The sequence below is a fragment of the Vibrio paracholerae genome, from assembly GCF_037672085.1.
GTDB lineage: Bacteria > Pseudomonadota > Gammaproteobacteria > Enterobacterales > Vibrionaceae > Vibrio > Vibrio cholerae.
In genome coordinates this window covers 75,770-98,248 of the sequence record NZ_JBBHLM010000002.1, presented here as the reverse complement: position 1 = coordinate 98,248, position 22,479 = coordinate 75,770, and the positions used below count along the sequence as shown (strand labels likewise).

Here is a 22,479-nt window from a genome sequence, read left to right as displayed (position 1 = left end):
GAACACTTACTGTGATTTATCTCGATCAAAATGGTATTTCGGCACTGGATAAATGTCCAGTTTGTTGCGCGTTTATTCTCCCCTAGACTAGCGAAAAACAAGGATAAGAGAGTTTCAGGATGAATGAAAAACGCGCGTTAGGTTTGGGCTTGGCTTCGGTGCTGTTGTGGTCAACGGTCGCGACTGCCTTTAAATTAACGCTGGCCGAGTTAAGCCCGCTGCAAATGGTGACCGTGGCGAGCATTGTCTCTGCACTCGCGTTACTGGTGATTTGTGCTGCGATGGGCAAGCTTAAGCTGATCGTCCCCACTTTACTGGCGAATCCGTTTTACTACCTGTTGCTTGGGCTAATTAACCCACTCGCCTATTACCTGATTTTGTTTAAAGCCTATTCGCTGCTGCCTGCGTCACAAGCGCAAGCCATCAACTACAGTTGGGCGATCACCCTCACCTTGATGGCGGCGCTGTTTCTCGGCCAACGCATTCGTAAACAAGATTGGATCGCCTGTGCTCTAAGTTACTTTGGTGTCGTGGTGATTACCACAAAAGGCGATCTGCTCGGCCTGCAATTTGAAAGTCCACTCGGGGTTGGTCTCGCCCTGCTGTCGACTCTGCTGTGGGCGGGATATTGGATTCTCAACACCAAAAATAAAGCTGACCCGATCGTTGGGGTGTTACTCGGCTTTCTGCTCGCCATCCCGTTTGCACTGGCGCTGTGTTGGTACGAAAACCTCAATTGGCAAGGCATCACCACCCAAGGTTGGTTAGCGGTCACTTACGTGGGACTGTTTGAAATGGGCATCACGTTTGTACTCTGGCTCAGCGCACTGCAAAATACTCAGAACACCGCACGCATCAGTAACCTGATTTTTGCTTCGCCTTTTATTTCGCTGTTTCTACTCGCGACCATCATTGGCGAAGCGATCCACCCAACCACTTTGATCGGTTTAGTGCTGATTATTGCGGGGCTTGTGGTTCAGCAGTGGCAAGGCCGTAAAGCGCAACCTAGCGAAGCAAAACTTAACCCCTAATGTGTAGTGACAATAAAGTTTGTACACTAATCGCAAGTTTGGAACAATAAAGTTTGTACACTAATCAGATGCTGTGGACGGGTTATCAGGCGATATATCTAGCTCGCCAGATGAAATGCTCTGTTTTGAGGTTTCAATTTCCTTGAGAATTTCTTTAGCTTTAACTTTGGCAGCATCAACAACTTCAGGCTTCTCCTGTTGGATAACCTCTTCCAGCGTTCTTCCCATGGTACACCCCTCGCTCAAGATCAATTAGTTACATGCTAGAAAAGTATAGCATCGTAGGTACTTAAAAAATCAGTGAATCTAGTGCTTTTGCTGCTGCCTTTAAGCGTAACTCTCGCTCTCTTTGATAAATTTCCGACCCTCCGACTGCAGCGATATGATTACTTTTCTCAATACTCTTGCAAACAGCACGCTCGCCATCAGATATCTTCAATCGCCTTTGATGAAACTCGATGTCTAGTTCAAGTCTTTCAAATGATTTATCACATAGATTTTCTTTTGATGAAAACCCTTTTCCCGAGTAGTAGATAAGACCAGCAGCTAGACATAACCTAAAATCATCCGAACTGTGCTTAAAGCAAAACTCACATGACCTAACTTTAGATTTAATCAACCAGTGCAATTTGCCAAAATGACGAATCTGCTTCAATTCCAAATTCTTAACATTGAAGTCCATTACTCTTTGATAGTTATAACTAATTTCATATTCGTATACCTCTTTAAGATTCTTTGTTAATTGAGCTCTTCTTTGGTTTTTAGAGAAATACTTTCTTTGGATGGCAGAGAGAAATCCATAGTCTGCTACTGAAAAACAACCGGTAGGATAGTAGTCCGAATGGCTCATGAAATATCCAACCAGAATTCTTTGAGCACACGGAGAGAAGCTCACGACTCGTTCATATCTAGATAAACTCAAGCTGCTTCTTTGGCGCGGCTCACCGCAAAATGAAGGGGTTGACAGAAGATCCTCAACTGCCTCCCAGTCAGCTAATAAAACCGACATTAATGCGTTTTTTATCTTTGCAAATGAAGAGCTCTTCTTGAATTCATACATTGGCGTTAAGTGAGTCTTGCAGAACGTATCCGTAAGCCATTCCAACTTAAAATATGAGAATCCTTTGTCATAGAGTTGCTCCTCAATGCAGAAACGACAGAATCGCAATGGTATCGAGCTTCCACAAGATGCTTTTCTTTTATGAGGGAAGAAAGTTTCTCGAAAAAGATTTATATGTGAGAACCTATCGCTAAAAAAACTGTATTCAGTATGTCTATCTAACTGTTTTTCAAATATATTCAATAATAAATAAGCATCAAATACATTAAAGAACTGCTTGGATTCAAATGGTGCGGACGGCTCGCTTCCCCAGCCTCCATGAGTAATAAGAGTTGTAAAATCGCCGCAGCTATTTAGGAGCATAACCCTAAAGATAAACCCCTGAACAGATTCATCCGATTGAGGGCCAAGTTCTTTAATCTTATTCAATGTTAATGTTTATTGGCAAAATTGACTGTTCTGATATTGCTTTCAAGTCCAAGGACTTTTAAGCCAAAGTCATGAAAACTATTCCCAATAGTCTTGTTCAAATAAAAATCATGACTGTTTCATTGGTGGCAACGTTAAGGTAAATTTCCTTTACTTTTTCCATACTTCAGCCGCCAGAGGCAGCTCATTAAGTTCAACTCTAGCCTCGCGCCAGCTCGGATAGTGCTCATCAAGAATAGATATAAAACGCTCACTGTGGGTTGGCTCTATCAAATGAGCCATTTCATGCACGATGACATACTCCAGCAGATCCTTAGGCTTTTTTACTAATTCCGTATTGAGGCGGATGTTTCCAGCTGAGTGATTACAGCTACCCCACTTGGTTTTCATGCGTTGCAGAAAGTAGCCTGAAACGCTCACATTGAGCTTTCGCTCCCACTTTTGAATCAGTGGTGGCACGGCCTCGTGTAGCAATAACTTGTGCCACTCATGCATCACTTCCGCGCGCTTTTCTTCGCTGCTGCCCGGACGAACAATCAGGATGATCCGTTTGTTGCTGAGGACAACACTGGGCTTTACATCCTGGTAGTTCACCGTCATTAGGTAGCGCCGCCCCCAAACGTAGTGGCTCTCACGCTCAATGAACATACGTGGCGATTCCCGAGCTTGAGTGTCCAGCTTTCTCTGTTGGTCACGAATCCATGCAAGCTTCGTAATCGCATAAGCACGAGCTACTTCTAGGCGAGTGTTATGTGGAGCAGCAAGGGTCACACGCCCATCAGGCGGATGAACTGTAAGATGGACATTCTTGATGTCCTTCCTAATAACCGCTATTGAAATCTCACCCAGTTGAATCATCTCGTTCATCAGTACCCCGGTTGGTTCTTGATGATTTCAAAAATGGCCTGCGTCGCCACCCGATCCCGCGACATAATGGGGAACAGCGCATTCAGCACTTGCTTCTCACGGGTGTCATCACCTTTCCAGCCTGCAGGAGCCTGCTCTCTCATCGCCTGATCGAGTTCTAGCGCGAGCATCGCCTTGTTATGATCGTCAGCAGGGCAAACGAAAGTCACAGCCGGAATACTGGCCAGATTATTGAAGAGAGCAATCGCCTCAGGGTGACCTTCAAGTACGTGCGGATGGCTTCCCGTATTCTTTGCCGACATCTTTCTTACTAACGCCTCAGCCTTAATTAGAAATTCTTCGTATGCAGCAGTCTCGTCTCGTTTTTGCTGTATCAGGTCATCCAAAAGCTGCGACATTTCCTCATAAAACTTGGGATCTGTTAATTGGTCACGGACAATCACTTTGCGAATGTTATTAATGATTCCTTCGGCGACTGACTTTTTAGACAACTTGCCCTTCTGATTTATCTTCTTTGCAATGGCATCGTGAATGCCGGTTTCGATGATCAGCTCGGTCAGTGAAAGCGAGCTGAGATTTCCCAAATCTTCAGCTGGGTCTGCTTGGATGTAGGAGTTGATGAGGTGGCGCATATCAGCCTCATAGGGCTTAATGTCCAGCTCTTCGCCTGAATGCTTCTTGATCGCTGTGCGAGTGTCGCTGTAGAACTCAATGTCCTTTTCGAGTGCAGCAATGTCAGCCGCTGAATACCCTGCGTCTTCAAGGTTCTGGGCAATTGCGGCATAGGCTCGTAGGAATGCGGCCGTGGATTTGTAGAATGAAATTCGCAACGGCTCGGTGTTCAGCAACGCTTCTGGATCGTTGGCATCACCGCAGAAATAGTGGAGGTACTGCTCCATCTCGCGGGGCATGGCCACCGGCTCACACAAGTAGTGCAGTGCTTCCCTTGCTGCATCGAGCTGCGCCTTGCCTTCCTTAAGCCAATCTTTCACAACTACGTTGCCGTCATCGCCACCTTCATCGATGTCCAGCTCGTCCGAGGTGTAAACGGCGATGGAGTCCTGCACCTTCTCGAACAGCTCTTTGTAGTCGACAATGTGACCATAGTCCTTGTCGTCGCCGTCAAGCCGGTTTGTGCGGCAGATAGCCTGGAACAGGTTGTGATCGCGCAGCTCGTTATCGAGGTAGATGTAGGTGCAAGAAGGCGCATCGAAACCGGTCAGCAGTTTGCTCACCACGATTAACAGCTTCAGATTAGCAGGCTCATCGATGAAGCGCTGCTTGGTCTTGTCCTCGTAGTCCTTGGTGGTCTGATCTTTCTGCAGGACGTGCTGGGTGTAGGTGTCAAACTTGTAGCGCTCGTCGCTGTCTTTGGGCTCGCGCGAAATCGCGTTATGGTTGGGCTCGTAGGACGTAATGATTCCGCAGTACTTGCCAAACGACGTGTTCTGGAACAAACGGAAGTAGTGGCAGGCGTCGTAGATGGAGGCTGCCACCAGAATGGCCGTGCCCCGGTCATTGTTCAGACGCGGCTGGACTCCGAAGTCGTGGATGATGTCGGCAATGATGCGCTGCTTGCGTTCACCGGCACTCATCAGCTCTTCCATCGTCGCCCAGCGCTTACGCAGAACCGAACGCTGAAAGTTGTTCAGCCCCTTGGTTTTCTGATCAAACCACGCGTCTATAGCTTTCTTTGACGTCAGGCGCTGAGGCACATCGCGCGCTTCGTACTTCAGGTCAAGCACAACCTTGTCGGCCACCGCTTCATCGAACTTGTAGGTGTGGATGTAGGTGCCGAAAACCTCGCGGGTGGTCTGCTTGTCTTTGCGCAGCAGAGGCGTGCCGGTAAAACCGATGAAGATGGCGTTCTTTAGCCACCGCTTCATCTGCTTGTTCATGTCCCCGCCTTGCGTGCGGTGACATTCATCGACAAAGACGTAAACATGTCCCTCCACCCTCGGGGGCTCGCCCTTCAGGTCGGTCGTATCAAACTTGTGGATCAGCGCACACATCAGGCGCGGCGTGGCAGCCCCTAACTTTTCAACCAGTTCCGCGCGAGAGGTGATGCGCGGCGATGCCGCATCCTCGCCAATCACGCCTGCATTACGCATCACACCCACGATCTGCTTGTCCAACTCATCACGGTCGGTGATGACCAAGACACGGGCGTGCGGGTCAAATTCAAGCAGCCACTTAGCAATCAGCACCATCAGAATGCTCTTACCGCTGCCTTGGGTGTGCCAAATAACACCACCTTCCTGCAGTCTCACTCGCTCCTGGGCTGCTTTCACACCGCGGTATTGGTGGACACGAGGCACCTTCTTTTGCCCGCCATCGAAGATGATGAAGTTGCGGATCAAATCCAGCAGACGCACCTTGTCAAACATCTGCGCCAATGGTTTATCTAGCAGCGCACCCTCAGCGAGTGGGTCTGATGTAGCGGTGCCTTTATCTTTGCGTTCCTTCCACTCCACAAAGAACTTCTCCGGGGTGCCTGTGGTGCCGTAGCGCAAGCCCTGCGAGTCGCTTCCCGCCAGCACCAACTGCACCGTACTGAAAAATCCCTTATTGAAAATCTCTTCCTGGTTGGTGATGAGCTGGCGAACACCGTCGGCTACCTCCACCGAACTGCGTTTCAACTCAATGATGGCAACCACGATGCCATTGATGTAAACGACCAGATCAGGCCGCCGCTCGTAGCCGCCGCGCAAGGTGACTTCTTCGGCTAGGCCAAAGTCGTTGTTACCGGGCGTTTCCCAATCGATGAGGTGTACGGTCTCATGTGCCTGCCCGGCTGCAATCTGTACCGGTACGCCATAGCGCAGCAGCTGGTAGGTTCGCAGATTGGCTTGATACAGGGTGATTCCGGTGGAGTCGGCGGCAGTCAGGAGCTTCTGCAGCGCCGCTGAAATGTGCGCATCGGGATAACCACGCTTCTTGAGGTTGTTGCGCAAAAAATCGGCTTCGATGCAGCGGTTGTTGTCACGTTTACTCCACTCACCTAGGTGAGCGTACCCAAGGCAGTCCGGGCGACTTGCATTGGTAAACAGAGCGGCAACACGGTTTTGTGTTTTGCGCTCAGATCGGGCTTGCTCAGACATTGCCACCTCCCTTGGAAGTTCTCTTCAATTCCTTTGGAAGAAAAGCATCAATTTCCTCGTCGGAAAAAGTCATGTCTTCCAGCTTCTTCAATGCTTCCTGCGCTTTTTTGTAAGCAGCATAATTTGTGCTGGGAGCTCCGGCATAAACACCGTGCAGTTCTTCAGCAAGTGCGTCTCTTTTAGATCGAATCAATTCAAGTGCAACATCTCCAACACGGATATCGGTGAGCAACGAAAGGTATTTCTCTCTAATAATCCAAAGACTCGATCCTGCTTGACGATGCTTCTGTGCGATCTCGCCAAGATCATAATCCTTGGTGTAGGCATTTAGCGCCAGCAGGCCTGCAGAGAGTACCGCGCTAATTGCGGCTCCGACGTCATTTGTCCCGAAGAACGTCGACACAATGCCGCCAGTGACCACAGCGGAAATAACAATCTGCCAGAATTTAATGCGCCCTTGCTGCCCAAGCAGGATATCCGCGCATTTCTCGTGTGTTTTGTGGGAGTAGACAACGCGCCCGTAACACTCGCGCAACTGTCCTTCCAGTACATTAATATGCTCAGTCGTCACTGTTTTGCTCCCCATCGATAGGAACGTGAATCCGGTTCTTGGCGACCACCACGCCGTCCTTCACGCAATAACACTCAACAATGTGATCGCCGAGAAAACTGGTAGACTCCGTCCGCTGCATCAGTCCATCATCTTTGATAATTTGTCCCCTAATGCAATTTCTCTTACGGGCCGCATCGCCGCGATTTAAGACCTTCCAGTAGATGTCATACGGCTTGGCTACCGAAACACCTGTAATTTCAAAGCGCAAGCTCTTTTTGGTCATCAAAGGAATCCTCCTGGCCAACATGTCGCGGAGGTAAAACTCACGGAATCCGTTCTGCTTGACCTCGCAATCCAGTTGCATGGATTCTCGAATATCAACGGGAAATTTGTCCTCGATAAACTCTTCGGTGTCATCCCAGCCTTGTGCAAAACTCTTGGCCACGGCCTCTTGAGCCACCGTCGCCGATGCGGGGAATGGTCGCCCATAAACTTTCTTCCACTTATCGTTGACGTTCTTCTGGTTATCGGCCTCGATGGCTTCTACGCAGAGTTTGTGGGCTTTTTGGGCCTTTTTCTGAAATTTCTTTTTGACCTTCACTCGCTGACGGCTACCTGGAGCAGCGTACTCCGTTTGCTCTGGCAGTTCAGACAGATACTTGAAAAAGTCCCGACTCAGCCAGTCGTAGTAGAGGAAGCTCTTGGTGTCGAAATCCGTGGTTGAGGCCAGAAAGTTGTAGGCCAGCGTATCCAGCAGCAGCCCACCCATTCCGACACCGTGCTTGTTCTTCCAAGCCCGGGCCATCTTGCACAAAGGCCTTAAATTGGCATTTTTCTTCGTATCCAAATCCGCCACTGCGGTCATCTCTGCTCGCGGCTTGGTGGTTTTCCAGCTACCGCCGTTTTTCGTGTCCGGATACAGATAGCTTTGATCGTCCTGCTCAAAAACAGGCTGAACCTCGACGTGGAAATTTGTGTAGGTAACCGTTACTACCAAGCGGTCTACCTTTACTTTCGTCGTCGGGTAGCGCTTGAGAATCGCTTCTTTCGCATCCTGCAGCAAACTCAGTTGCCCACCGGCTTTGTTGTAATCACTCCATTTGGTTTTGGGCATGATGTACAGCATGTCCAGATCGGAAATTCCATTGATGCCCGTTTTCCGGCCAAACGATCCGACCTGAAGCGTGTTCGCGGTTTTTGATTCCGTGTCTCGAAACTGCTTGTTCAACGCAGCCGTTAGCTCGCCATAGCGCGTGCTGATGGTTTCTGTGTTGCTAATGGCCAGATTGCTGATAAAGTCGGAAAACATCTCCGCAACGCTCACACCAGCCTCGCTTTACCAGTGAGCAGTTCTTGCATCATGGCTTGCTTAATTGCTTTTGTTTTTTCCAACCGCTTTTCCAGATTGGCTATCTCCGCATCCACATCATCCAGAGCATTGGAAATTTTTTTCTGCTCATTAGTTGATTGTGGTAGCGCAATTGGCAATTGCCTTACAAGCTTTGCTGTGTAGCTTTGTTGCTTAGTACCTTGGCAGTATTGAAGCGCAAGGGCCTTCCCTCGATAGACGTAGTAGTGAAATAGGTATTTGGTCTCCAATTCACTTGTCGGAAATATAGCCATGCAAGATTGATTTGTAGTAGCAGGCTCCCCTACTATTCCACATGCCCCACGCGTGCCTTCGGCTTCAAGACCAGTTATTGCCATTAGGAATGTGCCGCGTGGCAATATTTTTAAATTAGTTTTTTCAACGGCCTCTTCGGTAATTTTCTCTGCGGTGTCTGTAATTGTGTTGTAGTTGAGTTCGCCGCTGTTAATCCATCGAATGGTGCCCTTAAAAAAATCCGGTCGATTTCTTCTTGGTGTTGCACCACTAAAGCAGTTTGTGATTACTTCGCCAATGTCTTTCTTATTCCAGTCAATAGGAATTAGGCCTATTTCCGTTCTCTTGCAATTTTGAGGCGTGCGTGAGTTCTCTTGAATTTTGCACAGATGCCCAGCCACTTTATTGGACAAAATCGTCAGTTCCTCCTTGAGAGAAGGTAAGGTGATCGAATAGCGCTCGGCCAATTCTCGAATTCGTCGCGTCAACTTATGCGCGACCAAATCCAATTCACCATTAACAGTTTTCTGCATGGTGAATGTCCATTTGTCGTCTACCACAAGCGTCTTAATCTCATCCTCGGTCAGCTTGGGGTACTTGGCATCTAGCTTTGCCTCAAGGTCATCCTGCGCCGCTTTCAGCTTCGCTTTGATATCGGTCTGCTTATCGAGCAAGGCGGCATATTCCTGCAGCGCCTTGCGCTCGTCGGCGTAGTCAGGATCTTTGCCGATCTCCTTCAGGCGGGCTTTGACGGTCTTGGCGGTGATCTTCTGCTTGTCGCCTTCGCCTTCAATGACCTCGGCGAGCAAGCCTTCTTCGCCGCTGTTCTCTTCCATCGCTTCCTGAAGTTGCTGCTCTACGTCGGTCTGCTTTGCCTCGAGTGCTTCAATGGCGTCGCGCTCGGCGATGAAGTAGCGGGCGATGAGAATTGGTGCGGGAATCAGATCTGATTTAAAGCGGCGCTTGCCTTTAGTGTAATCAAAGGCTTCTTTCGGCCACACCAACTTTCCATTCGCATCTTTGATTTTGACCACTTCACGTGGCTGCGCACCAGCCTTCCAGCCAGCGTCGGCAATTAGGTAGCAGTCGTCTTGCATCATTTCCGCCCAGTAGTCCATGAGGTGTTGGTACACGTCATAGGCATTGACCAGGGGCGTATGCTTGAATCGGGCAAGCAAGTCCTCGGACAGAGCCTCTATCAGTTGCTTTGGATGACCGTTTTGTGCAAAACCCTTTAGCTGCGGGGTGCTAGCTTGCTTCCAATCAGCAAAGACCTGGATGGCCGCCTGATTGAATGCTGTGAACTCGGGATGCGCAAAGATGGTGGTCTTCACCTCGGTGATGGGCAGTTTCAACTGTGCATAACCAGTGCGTCCGGCTGATTCGAAAAGTGCGCCCCGCACACCGGGGATTACCTTCCAGTAGTCGCCCAACGCATCAAGGTCACGCTCTGGAATCCCACCACGCAAGTGGCCATCGATGTCCTGGATATCTTCAGGTTCGGTGCTGTCGATGTAGCGTGGCAGGTTGAGGTTATAGTCGTTCTTGGGATCCGAGATCTCGGTCAGCTGCACCATGCGCGAGTAGCCTGGCAACTCTGCCAACTTGGTGAAGGCATCGACGATCTTGTGAATGTCCTGCTCACGCAGGCGGTTTTTAGCTCCGTCCTTAATGAAGCCTTTGGAGGCATCGATCATGAAGATGCCTTTGCGTGCAGAAGCATTTTCCTTGTCCAGCACCAGGATGCAGGCGGGAATACCCGTACCGTAGAACAGGTTGCCTGGCAGGCCAATGATCCCTTTGAGAATGCCCGAGCGCACCAGCTTCTCGCGGATGACAGCCTCGGCATTGCCCCGGAAGAGGACACCGTGAGGGAGAATGCAGGCGCCTTTGCCGGTGCTTTTCATTGAGCGAATGATGTGTAGCAGGTAAGCGTAGTCGCCTTGCTTTTTCGGCGGCTCGCCCCAAGCAAAACGTTGGTGCGCATCGCTGGCTGGGATCAGGCCTGTGCTCCAGGTCTTGTCTGAAAACGGCGGATTGGCGACGACGTAGTCATAGGTACGCAGCGACTCGCCATCCTTGAATTTCGGCGAGGCCAGCGTGTTGCCCTGCAGGATGGTGGCGGTTGGAAAATCGTGCAGGATCATGTTCATTCGGGCGAGACCAGCCGTGGTCACGTCCATTTCCTGTCCTTCCAACGTGATGTGCTTGCCAGCCTCAGCGGCCACTTTGAGCAGCAAAGAGCCAGAGCCGCAGGTGGGGTCATACACGGTGGTCGAGGCCACTGCATTCACAGGGGAGATGCCCACAACCTTGGCCATGACACGACTGACCTCGGATGGCGTATAGAACTGGCCTTTGCTCTTACCGCTCTGCGAGGCAAAATGCCGCATCAGGTATTCGTAGGCGTCACCCAGAATGTCGTCGTTCTCGGCGCGGTTCTTCGAAAAATCCAGCTCGGGCTTTTGGAAGATGCCGATCAGATTGCTGAGGCGATCCACCATAGCCTGACCTTCGCCGAGCTTGTTCGGGTCATTGAAGTCAGGGAAGTCGCTGCGTGCAAGACGGGTGTTGGCGTCGATCAGTGGCTGAATGACCTGTGTGTTGATCTTATCGCCAATATCGCTTTTGCCCTTGAGGGCAACCATGTCCTTGAAGCTGGCTCCGGGCGGAATGGTGACTGGCGGGGCAAAGTCGTCAGAATCAATGTACTTGTCTGAGACGTACTTAATGAAAAGCATGAAGAGGACATAGTCCTTGTACTGACTAGCATCCATACCGCCGCGTAGTTGATCGCAAGATGCCCAAAGCGATGAGTAAAGATCCGATTTTTTGATTGCCATTTGTGATCCTATTTCCGTGTTGTGCTGGTCGCCGGGGCGCAGTAGCCGGGGGCGATCTTTGCGTTTTCGACGCCATACAAGGCCAGCGAATCGCTGAGCCAAAGACGGTAGTGTTCTTCTGTGAGGCTGTGATTTGGTGAAGCATCCACGCTCCAGCGCAGCAGCATGTAGCCCGCGACCGCAGCGCGAATGCGAATCCGGATCGAGCCATCGGTCATCCCGTAGTCCATCATGATGATCTCGGGGTGGGCGAGACGCGGATGCGGCACCAAGTCCAGCTCCACGATCCGAGTCCACTGGATGTCATTATCCGGGCACTCATTGGCTTTGGGTTCCTCATCAAGCAAAGTCGGCGCTTCAATGCGGGTGACAACGAAGTCGCGGAACTCACCGGACTTGCGGTCAAACGCCCGAACGTGCCAGCGCAGGCCGGTGTCAACCAGCGCAAAGGGAACGATGACCCGCTCGGCCTCTCCATTGCTCATCGAGTGGTAACGGATGGCGATGGGTCTCTTGGCGTGGATTGCTCGGCAAATCGGTGCCAACACATCCATCCGAGGGCAGCTCAAAGCTGCGGGGGATTCGCAGGGCAACAGCGGTTGCGACTCGACGTTCACTCCATCGCCAAATCCAAGAGCAAGCGCCGACAAGACACGCTGCGTCGCGTGCTCGAAGATCGGAGAGAACGTCTTGCCGATACGGTAGATCTTGTGGCTGCCGTCAAAAGTGATGTTCTGCGGCGCAATTTCCCGATACAGAGCCAAGTCGCGCGTTGCTCCTGCTGGAGCCACCCCAAAGCGATGCGACAAGTCTGGACGGCCGATTTCACCCATGAAGTACAGGCGAAAGTCGATGTACGCCAATCGCTCGCGCTGAGCCAAACTCAAATCATCTACGTGCTTAGAAGATGAACTAGACATCAATTCTAACTACAAGAGAAGACAGTAATTGAAATATATGCTCCATACCGCGCCATCAACCTAATCAAATTGATGACCATCATGCACCAATATTTGTATAAACACAATTCAAAAAAGCCATGTTAATTAATTTATACCCTAACTACTTGGAGTCGCAGTTAGGTGGCAAGTAAGTGACCCCCCTTAAGCCTAAACATGCTATGTGTTACGCACATTCTCCATTTTGTTCATCGACGAAGTCGATAATTATTTTACGCAACAAAGCTATTTCTATCTGTAAATTGGATATCTCCCAACAGGAATATTCGGTTTGGGCAAAATTTCTTCTAACCAAAGAGGGTCGTTGAGGTATAACCAAAAGAAAGCCGCATTACACTGAGCTTTGCAATCCCTGCGAAGCGCTCTAGGATGCGATTTTAGATATTTGGCAATCTCAAGCCGACAACGTCGACGCTTGGATTCCCAATGACACCGCTTACGGTGTTCGACAAGTCCCGGCTGGCTGGAAATTACCTGCTCCACTGAGCCGATACCGATACTGCATCGCTCCGATATCGCCTTTCTGTGCATCCCACCGTAGGCCAACTCAATGATCTTTTTTTGGCATTCCCCAGTAAGTTTCTTGGGTTTAAGCTCGAGTGGAATATCGTTTAGTAAGGCAAGTCGCCTAAGGTAGCATCGGCTTTTACCGGTCAGGCGATAAATCTCACTCAATGAGCATTGCTTTCGAAGCAGCTGTAAACATTGCTGCTCTGTATTTATTTCCTCTTCGAGACTTTTCAAAGATATTGGTTGTAGCGATGCTGCACAAAGATGCTTGGTAAAAAGCATTTTTTCCGGCTCTCTAAATAACCAGTAGGCAAACAATAGATGCCGAAATGGGTGGTGACTGGTGTGAGGTTCCAAAAGCTGGGATAGGTATCGATGGTCATCGGGATGGCGAGGAAATGGAGTATCAGGGCCTGGACGGTAGTGCTTTATTTCAGCACAGAAGTCCTCCATTAAACTTTTACGCCTTACTCGATGATGAGCTGTAATATACCCCAACTCAGACAGCTTAGAGCGGTAGGTTAGTACGGTGTCAACGCGAGGGATACCGCCCGAGACCAATTGAAGAAGATTGAAGCCAAAATTGGCTACCTGAACCTCAACATCAAAAGCAACTCGTGGATGGTCGAAGAAGATGGGGAGTAATTCCGCAATGATCCGCTGTCGCCTAACCAGTTCCAGCTTCTCCAGGAGTACGGGATGAAATGCACAAGCCGTTACGCCTGGTATCTGATGTGCTCGGTGCCAATAGGCAACACCGTACTGGCGCAAATCTTGTTGAGCACACACCGGGCACCATTTCAAGCAAAGCGAATTACCACAGCCAAATAAAGACAATTGGCTTGCTCGATGTGCATCTGCGCCATCACCTGTCAACATTGATTGCTTAAGCTTATCAGCATAAGTCGGGAGGAAAAAAAGAAACAACGGTGCCAACGTTTGCCGAAACAACATTACGTCAGCACTCTCAAGGCCCCATCCGGCCAGTTGCTCAAGCCTCGCTGTCAGAAAGGGATGGATGGACACCTTTCTTGATCCAAAGACCTTGCTAGCAAAGCTATCCCCTTTATAGCCTGAAGCCGTAACATAGCGGATCAGGCGACTTAGTAGTAATTCATCAGGTAGGCTTACGGGCAATTTCATTCGGTACGCCCTTAAGACTTTTACGCAAAGACTTTCAGCGGATGTTCACAGAAAACGCCTTCTTGCCGCAACAACTCCAATGGCTTCTCCTCAGCCGCAGCATGCTGTATTAAATCAGGATTACCGATTCGTTCAAAAAGGTCATCCGCTGTTTGCAGTATCGTAAGTGCATCGGCAAACTCAGGATGGTGAGGTCGGCTCAGGTCACCAGGTATTGATTGAGGCACTCCCTCAACTGCCACCAATTCCTTCTGCTGTGTATGAGCCATATCTGCGCGGGCCGGGAGTGAAGTAGTATTCCGCTTCCTTTTTAACGCAGTAATTGAGCGCTCTCGCCTGATTTCATCAGTGACCGCCTTCGAAGCCTTGATAGCAATACTTGCGGCATGCTCAAGCAACTCTTCCGTGATGCGTTCATCGCCACAACCTATAATGTAACGCTGTGCTTCACGGAAGATTCGAACGGCCAGATCTAGGTTGCCAACAGATAGCTCATAAAGCTTGTCGTTCAGCTCTCCAGTTAATGGAGTTCTTACGTTGGTCCATTGGAGTTCCCACAACTCTTCTATAAACAGTTCCCATACACTGTCATTTTCCATCAGCACGACATCAAAATAACCATTGCTTTCTGCCCGTCGTGCCGCTTTAAGAGTTCGACTGAGCAACTGATTGAACGGTGGGTTGGCACAGAACAGGATAGGAATACCGAGATTGTTAACCAGATTGTGGATGAAACCCAACAGGCGGTCAGCACCACCGGTTTTTGCCAGATTCAGATTCTGCATCTCATCGATGACCAAGATCCCTAAAAAGCTGGATTTGATACGAGCTTCGATTTGGTCTAACAGAAGAGGGATAGTTCCGGCTCGCTTAGTCGGCTCAAAGCCAAGCTTGCTATCCAATTCGGACAGAATCTTGTGGCACAGAGCTCTAACGCTGGAGTCATCAGGGCAATCCACTTTGATCCATACTACTTGGCGTAATGGTAGCGAGTGTTTTTTATATTGCGTGTGCTCAATTGTGTCGGGGAAACATCCTAATATCTGTTCGAGCATGCAGGTTTTTCCAACACCGCTTTCACCTATTACAGTGATTCCACACCCTTTTGGTTTGAAATACCCAGTTCTTGGTTCAATATTTGGACGACGATCTATTGGATAATGTAAATAATTCATTGTCGTCGGTGAAAGCGGATTCTTGACTGAGTAACCCTCTTTTATTGCCATTTCCACCGCTCTAAAACAGTCCAGATAGATGGGTAATGGTTGCCGTAGATCCTTCAGTCTGGTCAGATACTCAACTCGTTCAAAGGGATCGAGTTGAGTCTCATCAAAAGAGTGCGACGGGTAAAAACTGAGTCTGTCTACAAGCTCCTCATCGGTATGCTTCGCTGGTAGCGCCTCAATTAATGGGTTCCCCCGATGCTCGGGGAGAATCGCAGGCTGGTACTTTGCTTTCTCAAGTTTCACTATTAGAGCTCCGATCCCTCTTCAGCAACGATACGACCTTGCTAGCTCTATCAGCAGCTAATTTATCAACTGATGACTGATTTTCTGAAGGCTCCGTATAGTTACTATCATCACTGGAAATCCTGGCTTCCATTATGGCTTCTCGTCGCCGCTCTTTTATGCCGAGGATTTTTTCTGCCTTTGTTTTGAGAGCAGGTTCTTTTTTAAGTTCTTCCCTAGCATTCGCCGTGATGGTTTTTCTTCGATTGTGCCTTTCAATGGATTTACTGGTCGGTTTAGAACGTTTTTTCGCAACCTTTTTCCAATCCTCAAAGTACAGTACATCTGCTCTATGGCGCTCCTCAAAGCTAGACGAGCGCGTCATCAGCATGCACCGAGTAAAACCTTCGCTTGGACGAAGGCGCACATAGATAAAGGAGGCATTATCTTGGTCAATCCTAGCTTCCAGCTTCCAACGTCCATTCGAGCGAGCTATCACCTTCCAGTCTTCAAACTCTGCTCGGTCACATTCGTAATACATATCATCATTGAGGCGGATTCCTTTGCTGGTCATAGAGACCTGTTCAACGGGAAGCAGCCGAGCTCTGATATCTGCTTCATCCGCTTTATTTAATGCATGACGGTGTTTTTTCAGATGTGTATTCCAGTAGTTCAGTGGCGTAGGGGAAAGCCCTGACTCCACTAGCAGAGGTGTTTGACCAGCCAGCCCATCAAAAATAGAGCTGTTGTGCTCTAAAACCTGGTCAATGAGAAGCCTGGTTACCTCAGAAAGAGTCAAAGTGGCATCCAGCCTAGGATCTCGGTCTCCACGGATATAATGACGCCCCCTCGTCGTCCCCATCAGCTCATGGACAAGCTTTTCGTTCAGAATTTGGAATCGGTGCTCGACGATACCTTTCAACTCTGCACGGTAAGGAGGAGCAATGCTCAGATGCCCGATCAATGGGACTGCAAGCTCTTCCGGTTTATTACAGATGAATTCCCCTCGGTCACACAGGAGACGCTGGGGAATGTGATGACAGGGCCATTCCGATTCCTCAATTTCTATGCCAAAGCGGGCACAATAAGCTTTCTTCGAGGTGAAGCTATTCACCAGAGCCTGCCTTCCTGCTCGCCAGGATGCATACTCCATAGATACATGAAGGCCGACCATCATTCGGCTCTCTTTATCCACCACACAGTAAACTGTAGGACGCCCAAGCACATGGTTGCGGTTAAACTCTGAAACTATATGAACATCCAGAACTGTCGCGTCCAACTCAAAACAGCTACCAGGCACTTCCGTATGATCCGTGGCCGCTCCTCGAAGACCTCTCCTATTTCGCTCAAAGTCCCCAACCGTAGTTTGCCTACGGATCAACTCAGCTTCAGGAATCAGCTTTTTAATCCAGTAGCGAAATGACCTAAGGCTAGGGATCTCAGGCTCTCGATTTTCTTTTTCAGCTGATCGGAGTTCATCAGCATAGAACTCTTTAAGCATTTGTTCATAAACACGGCTTAGAGAAACCTTCTTCCCCTTTAGCCCATACTTTTTCATGCCTAGAAGAAACATGGCCTTATCTTCTTCCTTCGTATTCACTCCCGAAGGGGCCATCATGCAGGGTGTTGACAGTTGGATCGGTGCCCCTCTTTTTGCCTCACCAGACAATCGAGGCTTACCTGAGCCACCACAATGTTTGTATGCTGGCAGTAGTGCATTGATTTCTTGACCGAATCTCCAGTATTGATTTAACGAGCGATAGATTTTTTGGACATAGATCCCTCGCTCCTTGGCATGACTAGCTACTATTTTGCTACGCTGGTTTAACGATACATCAAGCAAGAATTCTGGATTACTGATCAAATCATGTATCATTTCTAAGCGCTTATTCCGCTTATCCCGGTGAACAGGGGAGATCTCTTCTTCAGATGTTAGCTGGTAAAAAGGTGTCGGATAACTGGATGTTTTGCTGTTTCCGTACTTGGCAGACTCTAAAAATAGGGGATACTCAACGGGAACTGGCTTTTCCAGACCTTTTCCATCATGCAGTCGAAAAAGGATCAAGAGGTCATCATTTGCATAGTGCTCAAGAACCCTGTACTTACCATCCTTAACGCCGTCCACTCTAGTGACCTGCCAAACACTGTTACGCTCAACTTGCATGATGCCGCACCACTTTAGAGTCTGTAACTTTGACGATATTCAAAATACCTGTATCAGCTATGGGCTTATCGAGATCAACATTAACCATTTTGGTCGCAATCAAGTTTTTTAACAGGACCAAAGCATCGTCATGCACAATTTCAAATTCTCGAACAAACTCATTGCATATCTCCTCTGTCAATATGGTTCCGGGAGAAATAAGTGCTAAAGCGCTTTCGACTAAGTCAGTTGGAAACTTTCGGCCTTGCCGGACAGGAGCCGTTACCCATTGAATGTTTTTTGACTGAATTTGGTTTTGTTTGGTCATCACGAACAGATGGAACGGAACTCCCTGCAACTGCCACCAGTTACGCTCGATATCCAGTTTCTCCGCAATCCTTTTATCGGTCAGCTTCTCCGCAGGTTTGACACTCACGGCTTCATACCAGGTGTTCACCCCATCAGAGCGAGTCAAGACAAAGTCCGTGGTCATGACATTAGGCGACTTGGTTCCAGGTACAATGGGATGGTCCACCCCAAAGGTTTTGGCAATTTTTACCGATAGGTCTAGAGGTAAGAGAGGGAACTGTTCCCTGATATCTATAACGGAATCGCAAAACTCGGCAATATAGAAAAAGCAACTTTCGTGTTCAGAAAGTATGTGATGCTCTCGGTTGACCTTGATGCCCTGAATCTTCCCGCTATTACCCCGAGAGCGAACATCTTGTACCCGAATCCATGGCTTGTAGCTGCTGCCTTCGCCAAGACCGTATTTGTTCTTTAGTGCTCGCTGAAAATCAGCCAGTGCCTCTAACTTTCTACGTCGGCCCAAGGAACTTCACTCCATTACAGAAAATAGAATGAAGTATAGATCAGTGTACAAACTTTATTGTTACAAAATGGCCTTGTGTACAAACTTTATGAGCAATGTACAAACTTTATTGTTACTACACACCTAAACCCACTGGCCGGCGACGTAGCCACTCGACCAAGCCCATTGGAAGTTATAGCCGCCGAGCCAGCCAGTCACATCCATCACTTCACCGATAAAGAATAAGCCTTTGACGGTTTTGCACTCCATGGTTTTGGATGAGAGGCAATCGGTATCCACGCCGCCGAGTGTCACTTCAGCAGTGCGATAACCTTCGGTACCGTTTGGCACAATCGACCACTGCTCTAAACGGGTTTGCACCGCGTCAAGCTCTTTGGGGGAATACTGTTTCAGCGGTTTATCGGCAAACAGTTGGCGTTCAATCAGCACTTCAACCAGCCGCTTGGGCAACACTTTCGATAAGGTATTTTTCAAACTCTGGTTCGGGTGCGCTTCTTTTTCACTACTCAACAACTCAGCCAAATCCACGTCAGGGACTAAATTGGTGGTAATGGTTTGTCCTGGCGTCCAATAAGAGGAAATTTGTAGTACTGCAGGGCCAGATAAGCCGCGGTGAGTAAAGAGCAAGGCTTCTTTGAAGGTTTTGCCGCATTCTGCGCGCATCTCAACAGGAATCGCCACACCCGATAACGGCGCGAAATCTTCCTTATCTTGCACATGCAACGTAAATGGCACTAAACCTGCGCTGGTACTGATCACGGGCAAGCCAAACTGCTCTGCAATTTTGTAGCCAAACGGCGTGGCACCCAGTTTCGGCATCGATAAACCGCCGGTGGCAACCACCAGCGACGCGCACTCAATCTCACCTATGGTGGTTTGCAGAGTAAAACCTTGTTCGGTGTGGGCTATGGCGCTGATTTCAACTTGATAGCGCTGCTCGATATTCGGTTGGTTACACTCGCTGAGTAGCATGTCCACAATCTCTTTGGCCGAATCAAGACAAAACAGCTGACCGTGATCGCGCTCTTCAAAGGCAATACCGTATTTGCTGACCAGCGAGATAAAATCCCAGTTGGTGTATTGCGACAGCGCCGATTTCACAAAGTGTGGGTTTTGGCACAAGTAGTTCGCCGCCGAGACATCGTAATTGGTGAAATTACAGCGCCCACCACCGGAAATCAGAATTTTTCGACCCGGTTTTTTAGCATGATCGAGCAGCAATACCTTACGGCCGCGTCGCGCCGCCTGTGCTGCGCACATTAATCCCGCCGCACCTGCGCCAATAATTACCACATCGACTGTTTTGCTCATCACTGCCACCTAATCGCATAAAAAAAGGATGTGCTGAGTGCACATCCTTACTCACTTGGGCGGCTATTCTAACGGCAAATCGCTACTCTGCCAACGCAATGCACGTGTTGGCAAACCGCATTCGAAAAGCTCTCCGGCGCACTAAAGCATAAACGCGACAACAGTGGTGAGCACCAACAGTGAACCCGACAAAATGAACAGCTCACGTACCCGATCGCACTTACCAGTAAACACAGGATCATGATGGTGGTGATACTCACGACTTTTCAGGTAATGGTATAAACGCACCTGCTTAGTCACATTGCCATGGGTGGTGAAAAAGCCGCGCCCATCAACTTGTTGATAAAGGAGCGGATGAGCTTCACGCATGATGTAAATAAGCGAGCGCAGCGCTGTCACATAACGTGCCACATTAATCGCAGTCACGAGCATAAGCGCAAATAGAATGGTATCTCCACTGATCATCTTTTCCTCCCTACATCTTGTGTTGAGAATGCCCAGAGAAAAAGACGATCGCTTCAGTTTGTCTTTTTGCTGATCTTACTCAGCAGGGGCATCCATGACAGAAGATGAGCCTTTTTTTGCCAATGCAGCTAGATCTTTGTCGATAAAGAACAACGCCTTACCATCTTCACCAACCAGCTCTAGCTTATCTAAAATCCCTTTAAACAACTTCTCTTCTTCGTGCTGTTCAGCCACGTACCACTGAAGGAAGTTAAATGTTGAGTAGTCTTGGGAGGTGAACGCCACATGAGCCAGTTTATTAATCTGTTGCGTGATCTTCTGTTCATGTAGGTACGTCTCACGAAACACTTCACCCAGTGAAGCAAATTCGTGGCGTGGCGCAGCGATCGCACCAAGGATTGGCAATGCACCGGTTTCACTCACATAAGTGAACAGACGCTGCATGTGCTGCATTTCTTCTACCGCGTGAGCGCGTAAAAACTCTGCAGCTCCGTCAAATCCTTTGTCTTCACACCAAGCACTCATTTGTAAGTATAGATTGGATGAAAAAAATTCGAGGTTAATTTGCTCATTGAGATGTTCTACCATCGCTTGCGACAACATAAAAAACTCCTGATTCACTCTAACTATTTGAACGCACTATAGCATGTTCGGTAGTTATTGTAGTCATCACCTAACCCATCGCCATCAAACTGAGATCGCTGCGACAAAAAAATCGCCACTCCAGTGCTACGCTGTGTTTAGTCACCCGAATAGGAGTCAGTACAATGAGTTATCAACATCTTTTGGTTGCGGTCGACCTGTCTGAAGACAGCAAACTGCTGGTTGAAAAAGCGGTGGCTCTGGCCAAACCTCTCAATGCGGAAGTCTCATTTATTCATATCGACGTGAACTACGCCGAGCTGTACACGGGCCTTATCGACATTAATTTGGCCGAAACGCAACATCACGCGATGGAAGCGTCACAAAAGCAACTGCAGGATTTGGCGCAGCATGCCAATTACCCCATCAAGCATACCTTGGCCGGTAGCGGCGATTTAACCAATGAGCTGTGCGAAACCATCAGCGAGTTTAACGTGGATTTACTGGTGTGTGGCCATCACCAAGATTTCTGGAGCAAACTGCTCTCTTCCACACGGCAACTGATCAACAGCTCGCCAGTGGATATGTTAGTCATTCCACTCAACGACTGACGAACAGAAAATACTCAGGTAGACTGCTGATTTCCATTCACTCATTCAATAGCGTTATGGTTTATCTTTCAGCAGTCACCCTGTTATGGGCATTTTCATTTAGCCTGATCGGCGTTTATCTTGCCGGTCAGGTTGATTCCTGGTTTGCCGTTTGGATGCGAGTGGCTCTCGCGAGTTTAGTCTTCATTCCCTTTCTGCGTTTCAAAGGTGTACCGCGCGCCCTGATTGCCAAATTAATGGCGATTGGCGGTGTTCAACTTGGCTTGATGTACTGTTTCTACTATCAGTCCTTCTTGCTGCTCTCGGTTCCCGAAGTCTTACTGTTTACCGTATTTACCCCGATTTATGTCACGCTGATTTACGATTTTCTTAAAGGGCGTTTCTCGCCTTGGTATTTAGTGACCGCTTTCATCGCTGTGCTCGGTGCCGTGTTCATTAAATTCGCTGGCATTAATCAACACTTCGTGACCGGTTTTCTGGTCGTGCAGGGAGCCAACCTCTGCTTCGCGATTGGCCAAGTCGGCTACAAATACGTGATGGAACAAGAGTCTACCGAATTGCCCCAACACACGGTATTTGGCTATTTCTATCTTGGCGCTTTGCTGGTGGCCAGCGTCGCTTTTCTGCTGCTGGGTAATCCGGAAAAGCTCCCGACGACCTCAGTGCAATGGAGCATCTTGATCTATTTGGGACTGATTGCTTCTGGGCTTGGTTACTTTGCTTGGAACAAAGGCGCCTGCATGGTCAACGCGGGAGCCTTAGCCATCATGAATAACGCTTTGGTACCTGCAGGCTTGGTGGTAAATATTCTGATTTGGAACCGCGAAGTCGATTTGGTGCGCTTATCGCTAGGTGGTGCGATTATTCTTGGCTCGCTGTGGATTAATGAAACTTGGGTGAAACGCCGAGTAGAGAGTGATTATCAGCGTCAAGGTTTACTCTAACCGAGATAAAATAACTCATCTAGAGACGCAAAAGCCCATCGGAG

At 48.8% G+C, this 22,479-nt stretch carries 18 protein-coding genes; 3 read left to right on the top strand and 15 right to left on the bottom strand.

From position 1 onward, the window contains the following. The first annotated feature begins 119 nt into the window (after positions 1-119). On the top strand, positions 120-1,031 hold the full coding sequence (locus R4537_RS05755; RefSeq protein WP_071178000.1) for a DMT family transporter: 912 nt from the start codon (positions 120-122) through the stop codon (positions 1,029-1,031). Positions 1,032-1,091: 60 nt separating this feature from the next. Here R4537_RS05755 and R4537_RS05750 read toward each other — a convergent pair whose 3' ends face one another. From R4537_RS05750 to ftnA, 15 genes are all read right to left on the bottom strand, one after another. Further along, positions 1,092-1,259, bottom strand: a complete 168-nt coding sequence (locus R4537_RS05750; RefSeq protein ID WP_172858795.1) for a hypothetical protein — start codon at positions 1,257-1,259, stop codon at positions 1,092-1,094. 61 nt (positions 1,260-1,320) lie between these two features. Then, positions 1,321-2,520 (bottom strand): hypothetical protein, encoded by a 1,200-nt coding sequence (locus R4537_RS05745; RefSeq protein ID WP_071177999.1) that lies wholly within the window; start codon positions 2,518-2,520, stop codon positions 1,321-1,323. A 150-nt stretch (positions 2,521-2,670) separates the two neighbouring features. Further along, a complete protein-coding gene (locus tag R4537_RS05740; RefSeq protein WP_071177998.1) occupies positions 2,671-3,387 on the bottom strand; it encodes a M48 family metallopeptidase in 717 nt (238 codons plus the stop codon). Then, positions 3,387-6,488 (bottom strand): type I restriction endonuclease subunit R, encoded by a 3,102-nt coding sequence (locus tag R4537_RS05735; RefSeq protein ID WP_071177997.1) that lies wholly within the window; start codon positions 6,486-6,488, stop codon positions 3,387-3,389. Before R4537_RS05735 ends, R4537_RS05740 begins: the two co-directional genes overlap by 1 nt. Further along, positions 6,481-7,059 carry an SLATT domain-containing protein gene (locus tag R4537_RS05730; RefSeq protein ID WP_217631767.1) on the bottom strand — a complete coding sequence of 193 codons (579 nt, stop codon included), beginning with the start codon at positions 7,057-7,059 and terminating at the stop codon, positions 6,481-6,483. The genes R4537_RS05735 and R4537_RS05730 overlap by 8 nt, the downstream gene beginning before the upstream one ends. After that, on the bottom strand, positions 7,049-8,365 hold the full coding sequence (locus R4537_RS05725; protein ID WP_071177995.1) for a nucleotide-binding domain-containing protein: 1,317 nt from the start codon (positions 8,363-8,365) through the stop codon (positions 7,049-7,051). Before R4537_RS05725 ends, R4537_RS05730 begins: the two co-directional genes overlap by 11 nt. After that, complete coding sequence (locus R4537_RS05720; protein WP_175463826.1) at positions 8,362-11,487, bottom strand: N-6 DNA methylase; 3,126 nt, start codon at positions 11,485-11,487, stop codon at positions 8,362-8,364. Before R4537_RS05720 ends, R4537_RS05725 begins: the two co-directional genes overlap by 4 nt. Positions 11,488-11,495: 8 nt before the next feature. Next, positions 11,496-12,407 (bottom strand): WYL domain-containing protein, encoded by a 912-nt coding sequence (locus R4537_RS05715; RefSeq protein ID WP_071177994.1) that lies wholly within the window; start codon positions 12,405-12,407, stop codon positions 11,496-11,498. A 270-nt stretch (positions 12,408-12,677) separates the two neighbouring features. After that, entirely contained in the window at positions 12,678-14,099 is a 1,422-nt protein-coding gene (locus R4537_RS05710; protein WP_071177993.1) for a TnsD family Tn7-like transposition protein, read from the bottom strand. 20 nt (positions 14,100-14,119) lie between these two features. Then, positions 14,120-15,568 (bottom strand): ATP-binding protein, encoded by a 1,449-nt coding sequence (locus R4537_RS05705; RefSeq protein ID WP_071177992.1) that lies wholly within the window; start codon positions 15,566-15,568, stop codon positions 14,120-14,122. Continuing rightward, positions 15,558-17,711, bottom strand: coding sequence for a DDE-type integrase/transposase/recombinase (locus R4537_RS05700; RefSeq protein WP_071177991.1), 2,154 nt, complete (start codon positions 17,709-17,711; stop codon positions 15,558-15,560). The genes R4537_RS05705 and R4537_RS05700 overlap by 11 nt, the downstream gene beginning before the upstream one ends. Continuing rightward, positions 17,701-18,522, bottom strand: a complete 822-nt coding sequence (locus R4537_RS05695) for a TnsA endonuclease N-terminal domain-containing protein (protein ID WP_064114578.1) — start codon at positions 18,520-18,522, stop codon at positions 17,701-17,703. The genes R4537_RS05700 and R4537_RS05695 overlap by 11 nt, the downstream gene beginning before the upstream one ends. 123 nt (positions 18,523-18,645) lie before the next feature. After that, entirely contained in the window at positions 18,646-19,833 is a 1,188-nt protein-coding gene (locus tag R4537_RS05690) for a BaiN/RdsA family NAD(P)/FAD-dependent oxidoreductase (RefSeq protein ID WP_071177990.1), read from the bottom strand. Positions 19,834-19,974: 141 nt separating this feature from the next. Then, positions 19,975-20,298, bottom strand: a complete 324-nt coding sequence (gene uspB, locus R4537_RS05685; RefSeq protein WP_000623073.1) for a universal stress protein UspB — start codon at positions 20,296-20,298, stop codon at positions 19,975-19,977. Between the two features lie 75 nt (positions 20,299-20,373). Further along, a complete protein-coding gene (ftnA, locus tag R4537_RS05680) occupies positions 20,374-20,901 on the bottom strand; it encodes a non-heme ferritin (RefSeq protein ID WP_000951037.1) in 528 nt (175 codons plus the stop codon). A gap of 164 nt (positions 20,902-21,065) precedes the next feature. Between ftnA and uspA the strand changes: the two genes are divergently transcribed. Both uspA and R4537_RS05670 read left to right on the top strand, forming a co-directional pair. Then, entirely contained in the window at positions 21,066-21,491 is a 426-nt protein-coding gene (uspA, locus tag R4537_RS05675) for a universal stress protein UspA (RefSeq protein ID WP_071177989.1), read from the top strand. A gap of 56 nt (positions 21,492-21,547) precedes the next feature. Beyond that, complete coding sequence (locus R4537_RS05670) at positions 21,548-22,435, top strand: carboxylate/amino acid/amine transporter (RefSeq protein ID WP_071177988.1); 888 nt, start codon at positions 21,548-21,550, stop codon at positions 22,433-22,435. Positions 22,436-22,479: the final 44 nt, after the last annotated feature.

Bases quoted from the DNA above. Each gene is read 5' to 3' on its own strand.
- R4537_RS05755 (WP_071178000.1), top strand. From the start codon at position 120: ATGAATGAAAAACGCGCGTTAGGTTTGGGCTTGGCTTCGGTGCTGTTG.
- R4537_RS05750 (WP_172858795.1), bottom strand. From the start codon at position 1,259: ATGGGAAGAACGCTGGAAGAGGTTATCCAACAGGAGAAGCCTGAAGTT.
- R4537_RS05740 (WP_071177998.1), bottom strand. From the start codon at position 3,387: ATGAACGAGATGATTCAACTGGGTGAGATTTCAATAGCGGTTATTAGG.
- R4537_RS05735 (WP_071177997.1), bottom strand. From the start codon at position 6,488: ATGTCTGAGCAAGCCCGATCTGAGCGCAAAACACAAAACCGTGTTGCC.
- R4537_RS05720 (WP_175463826.1), bottom strand. From the start codon at position 11,487: ATGGCAATCAAAAAATCGGATCTTTACTCATCGCTTTGGGCATCTTGC.
- R4537_RS05715 (WP_071177994.1), bottom strand. From the start codon at position 12,407: ATGTCTAGTTCATCTTCTAAGCACGTAGATGATTTGAGTTTGGCTCAG.
- R4537_RS05710 (WP_071177993.1), bottom strand. From the start codon at position 14,099: ATGAAATTGCCCGTAAGCCTACCTGATGAATTACTACTAAGTCGCCTG.
- R4537_RS05700 (WP_071177991.1), bottom strand. From the start codon at position 17,711: ATGCAAGTTGAGCGTAACAGTGTTTGGCAGGTCACTAGAGTGGACGGC.
- R4537_RS05690 (WP_071177990.1), bottom strand. From the start codon at position 19,833: ATGAGCAAAACAGTCGATGTGGTAATTATTGGCGCAGGTGCGGCGGGA.
- uspB (WP_000623073.1), bottom strand. From the start codon at position 20,298: ATGATCAGTGGAGATACCATTCTATTTGCGCTTATGCTCGTGACTGCG.
- ftnA (WP_000951037.1), bottom strand. From the start codon at position 20,901: ATGTTGTCGCAAGCGATGGTAGAACATCTCAATGAGCAAATTAACCTC.
- uspA (WP_071177989.1), top strand. From the start codon at position 21,066: ATGAGTTATCAACATCTTTTGGTTGCGGTCGACCTGTCTGAAGACAGC.
- R4537_RS05670 (WP_071177988.1), top strand. From the start codon at position 21,548: ATGGTTTATCTTTCAGCAGTCACCCTGTTATGGGCATTTTCATTTAGC.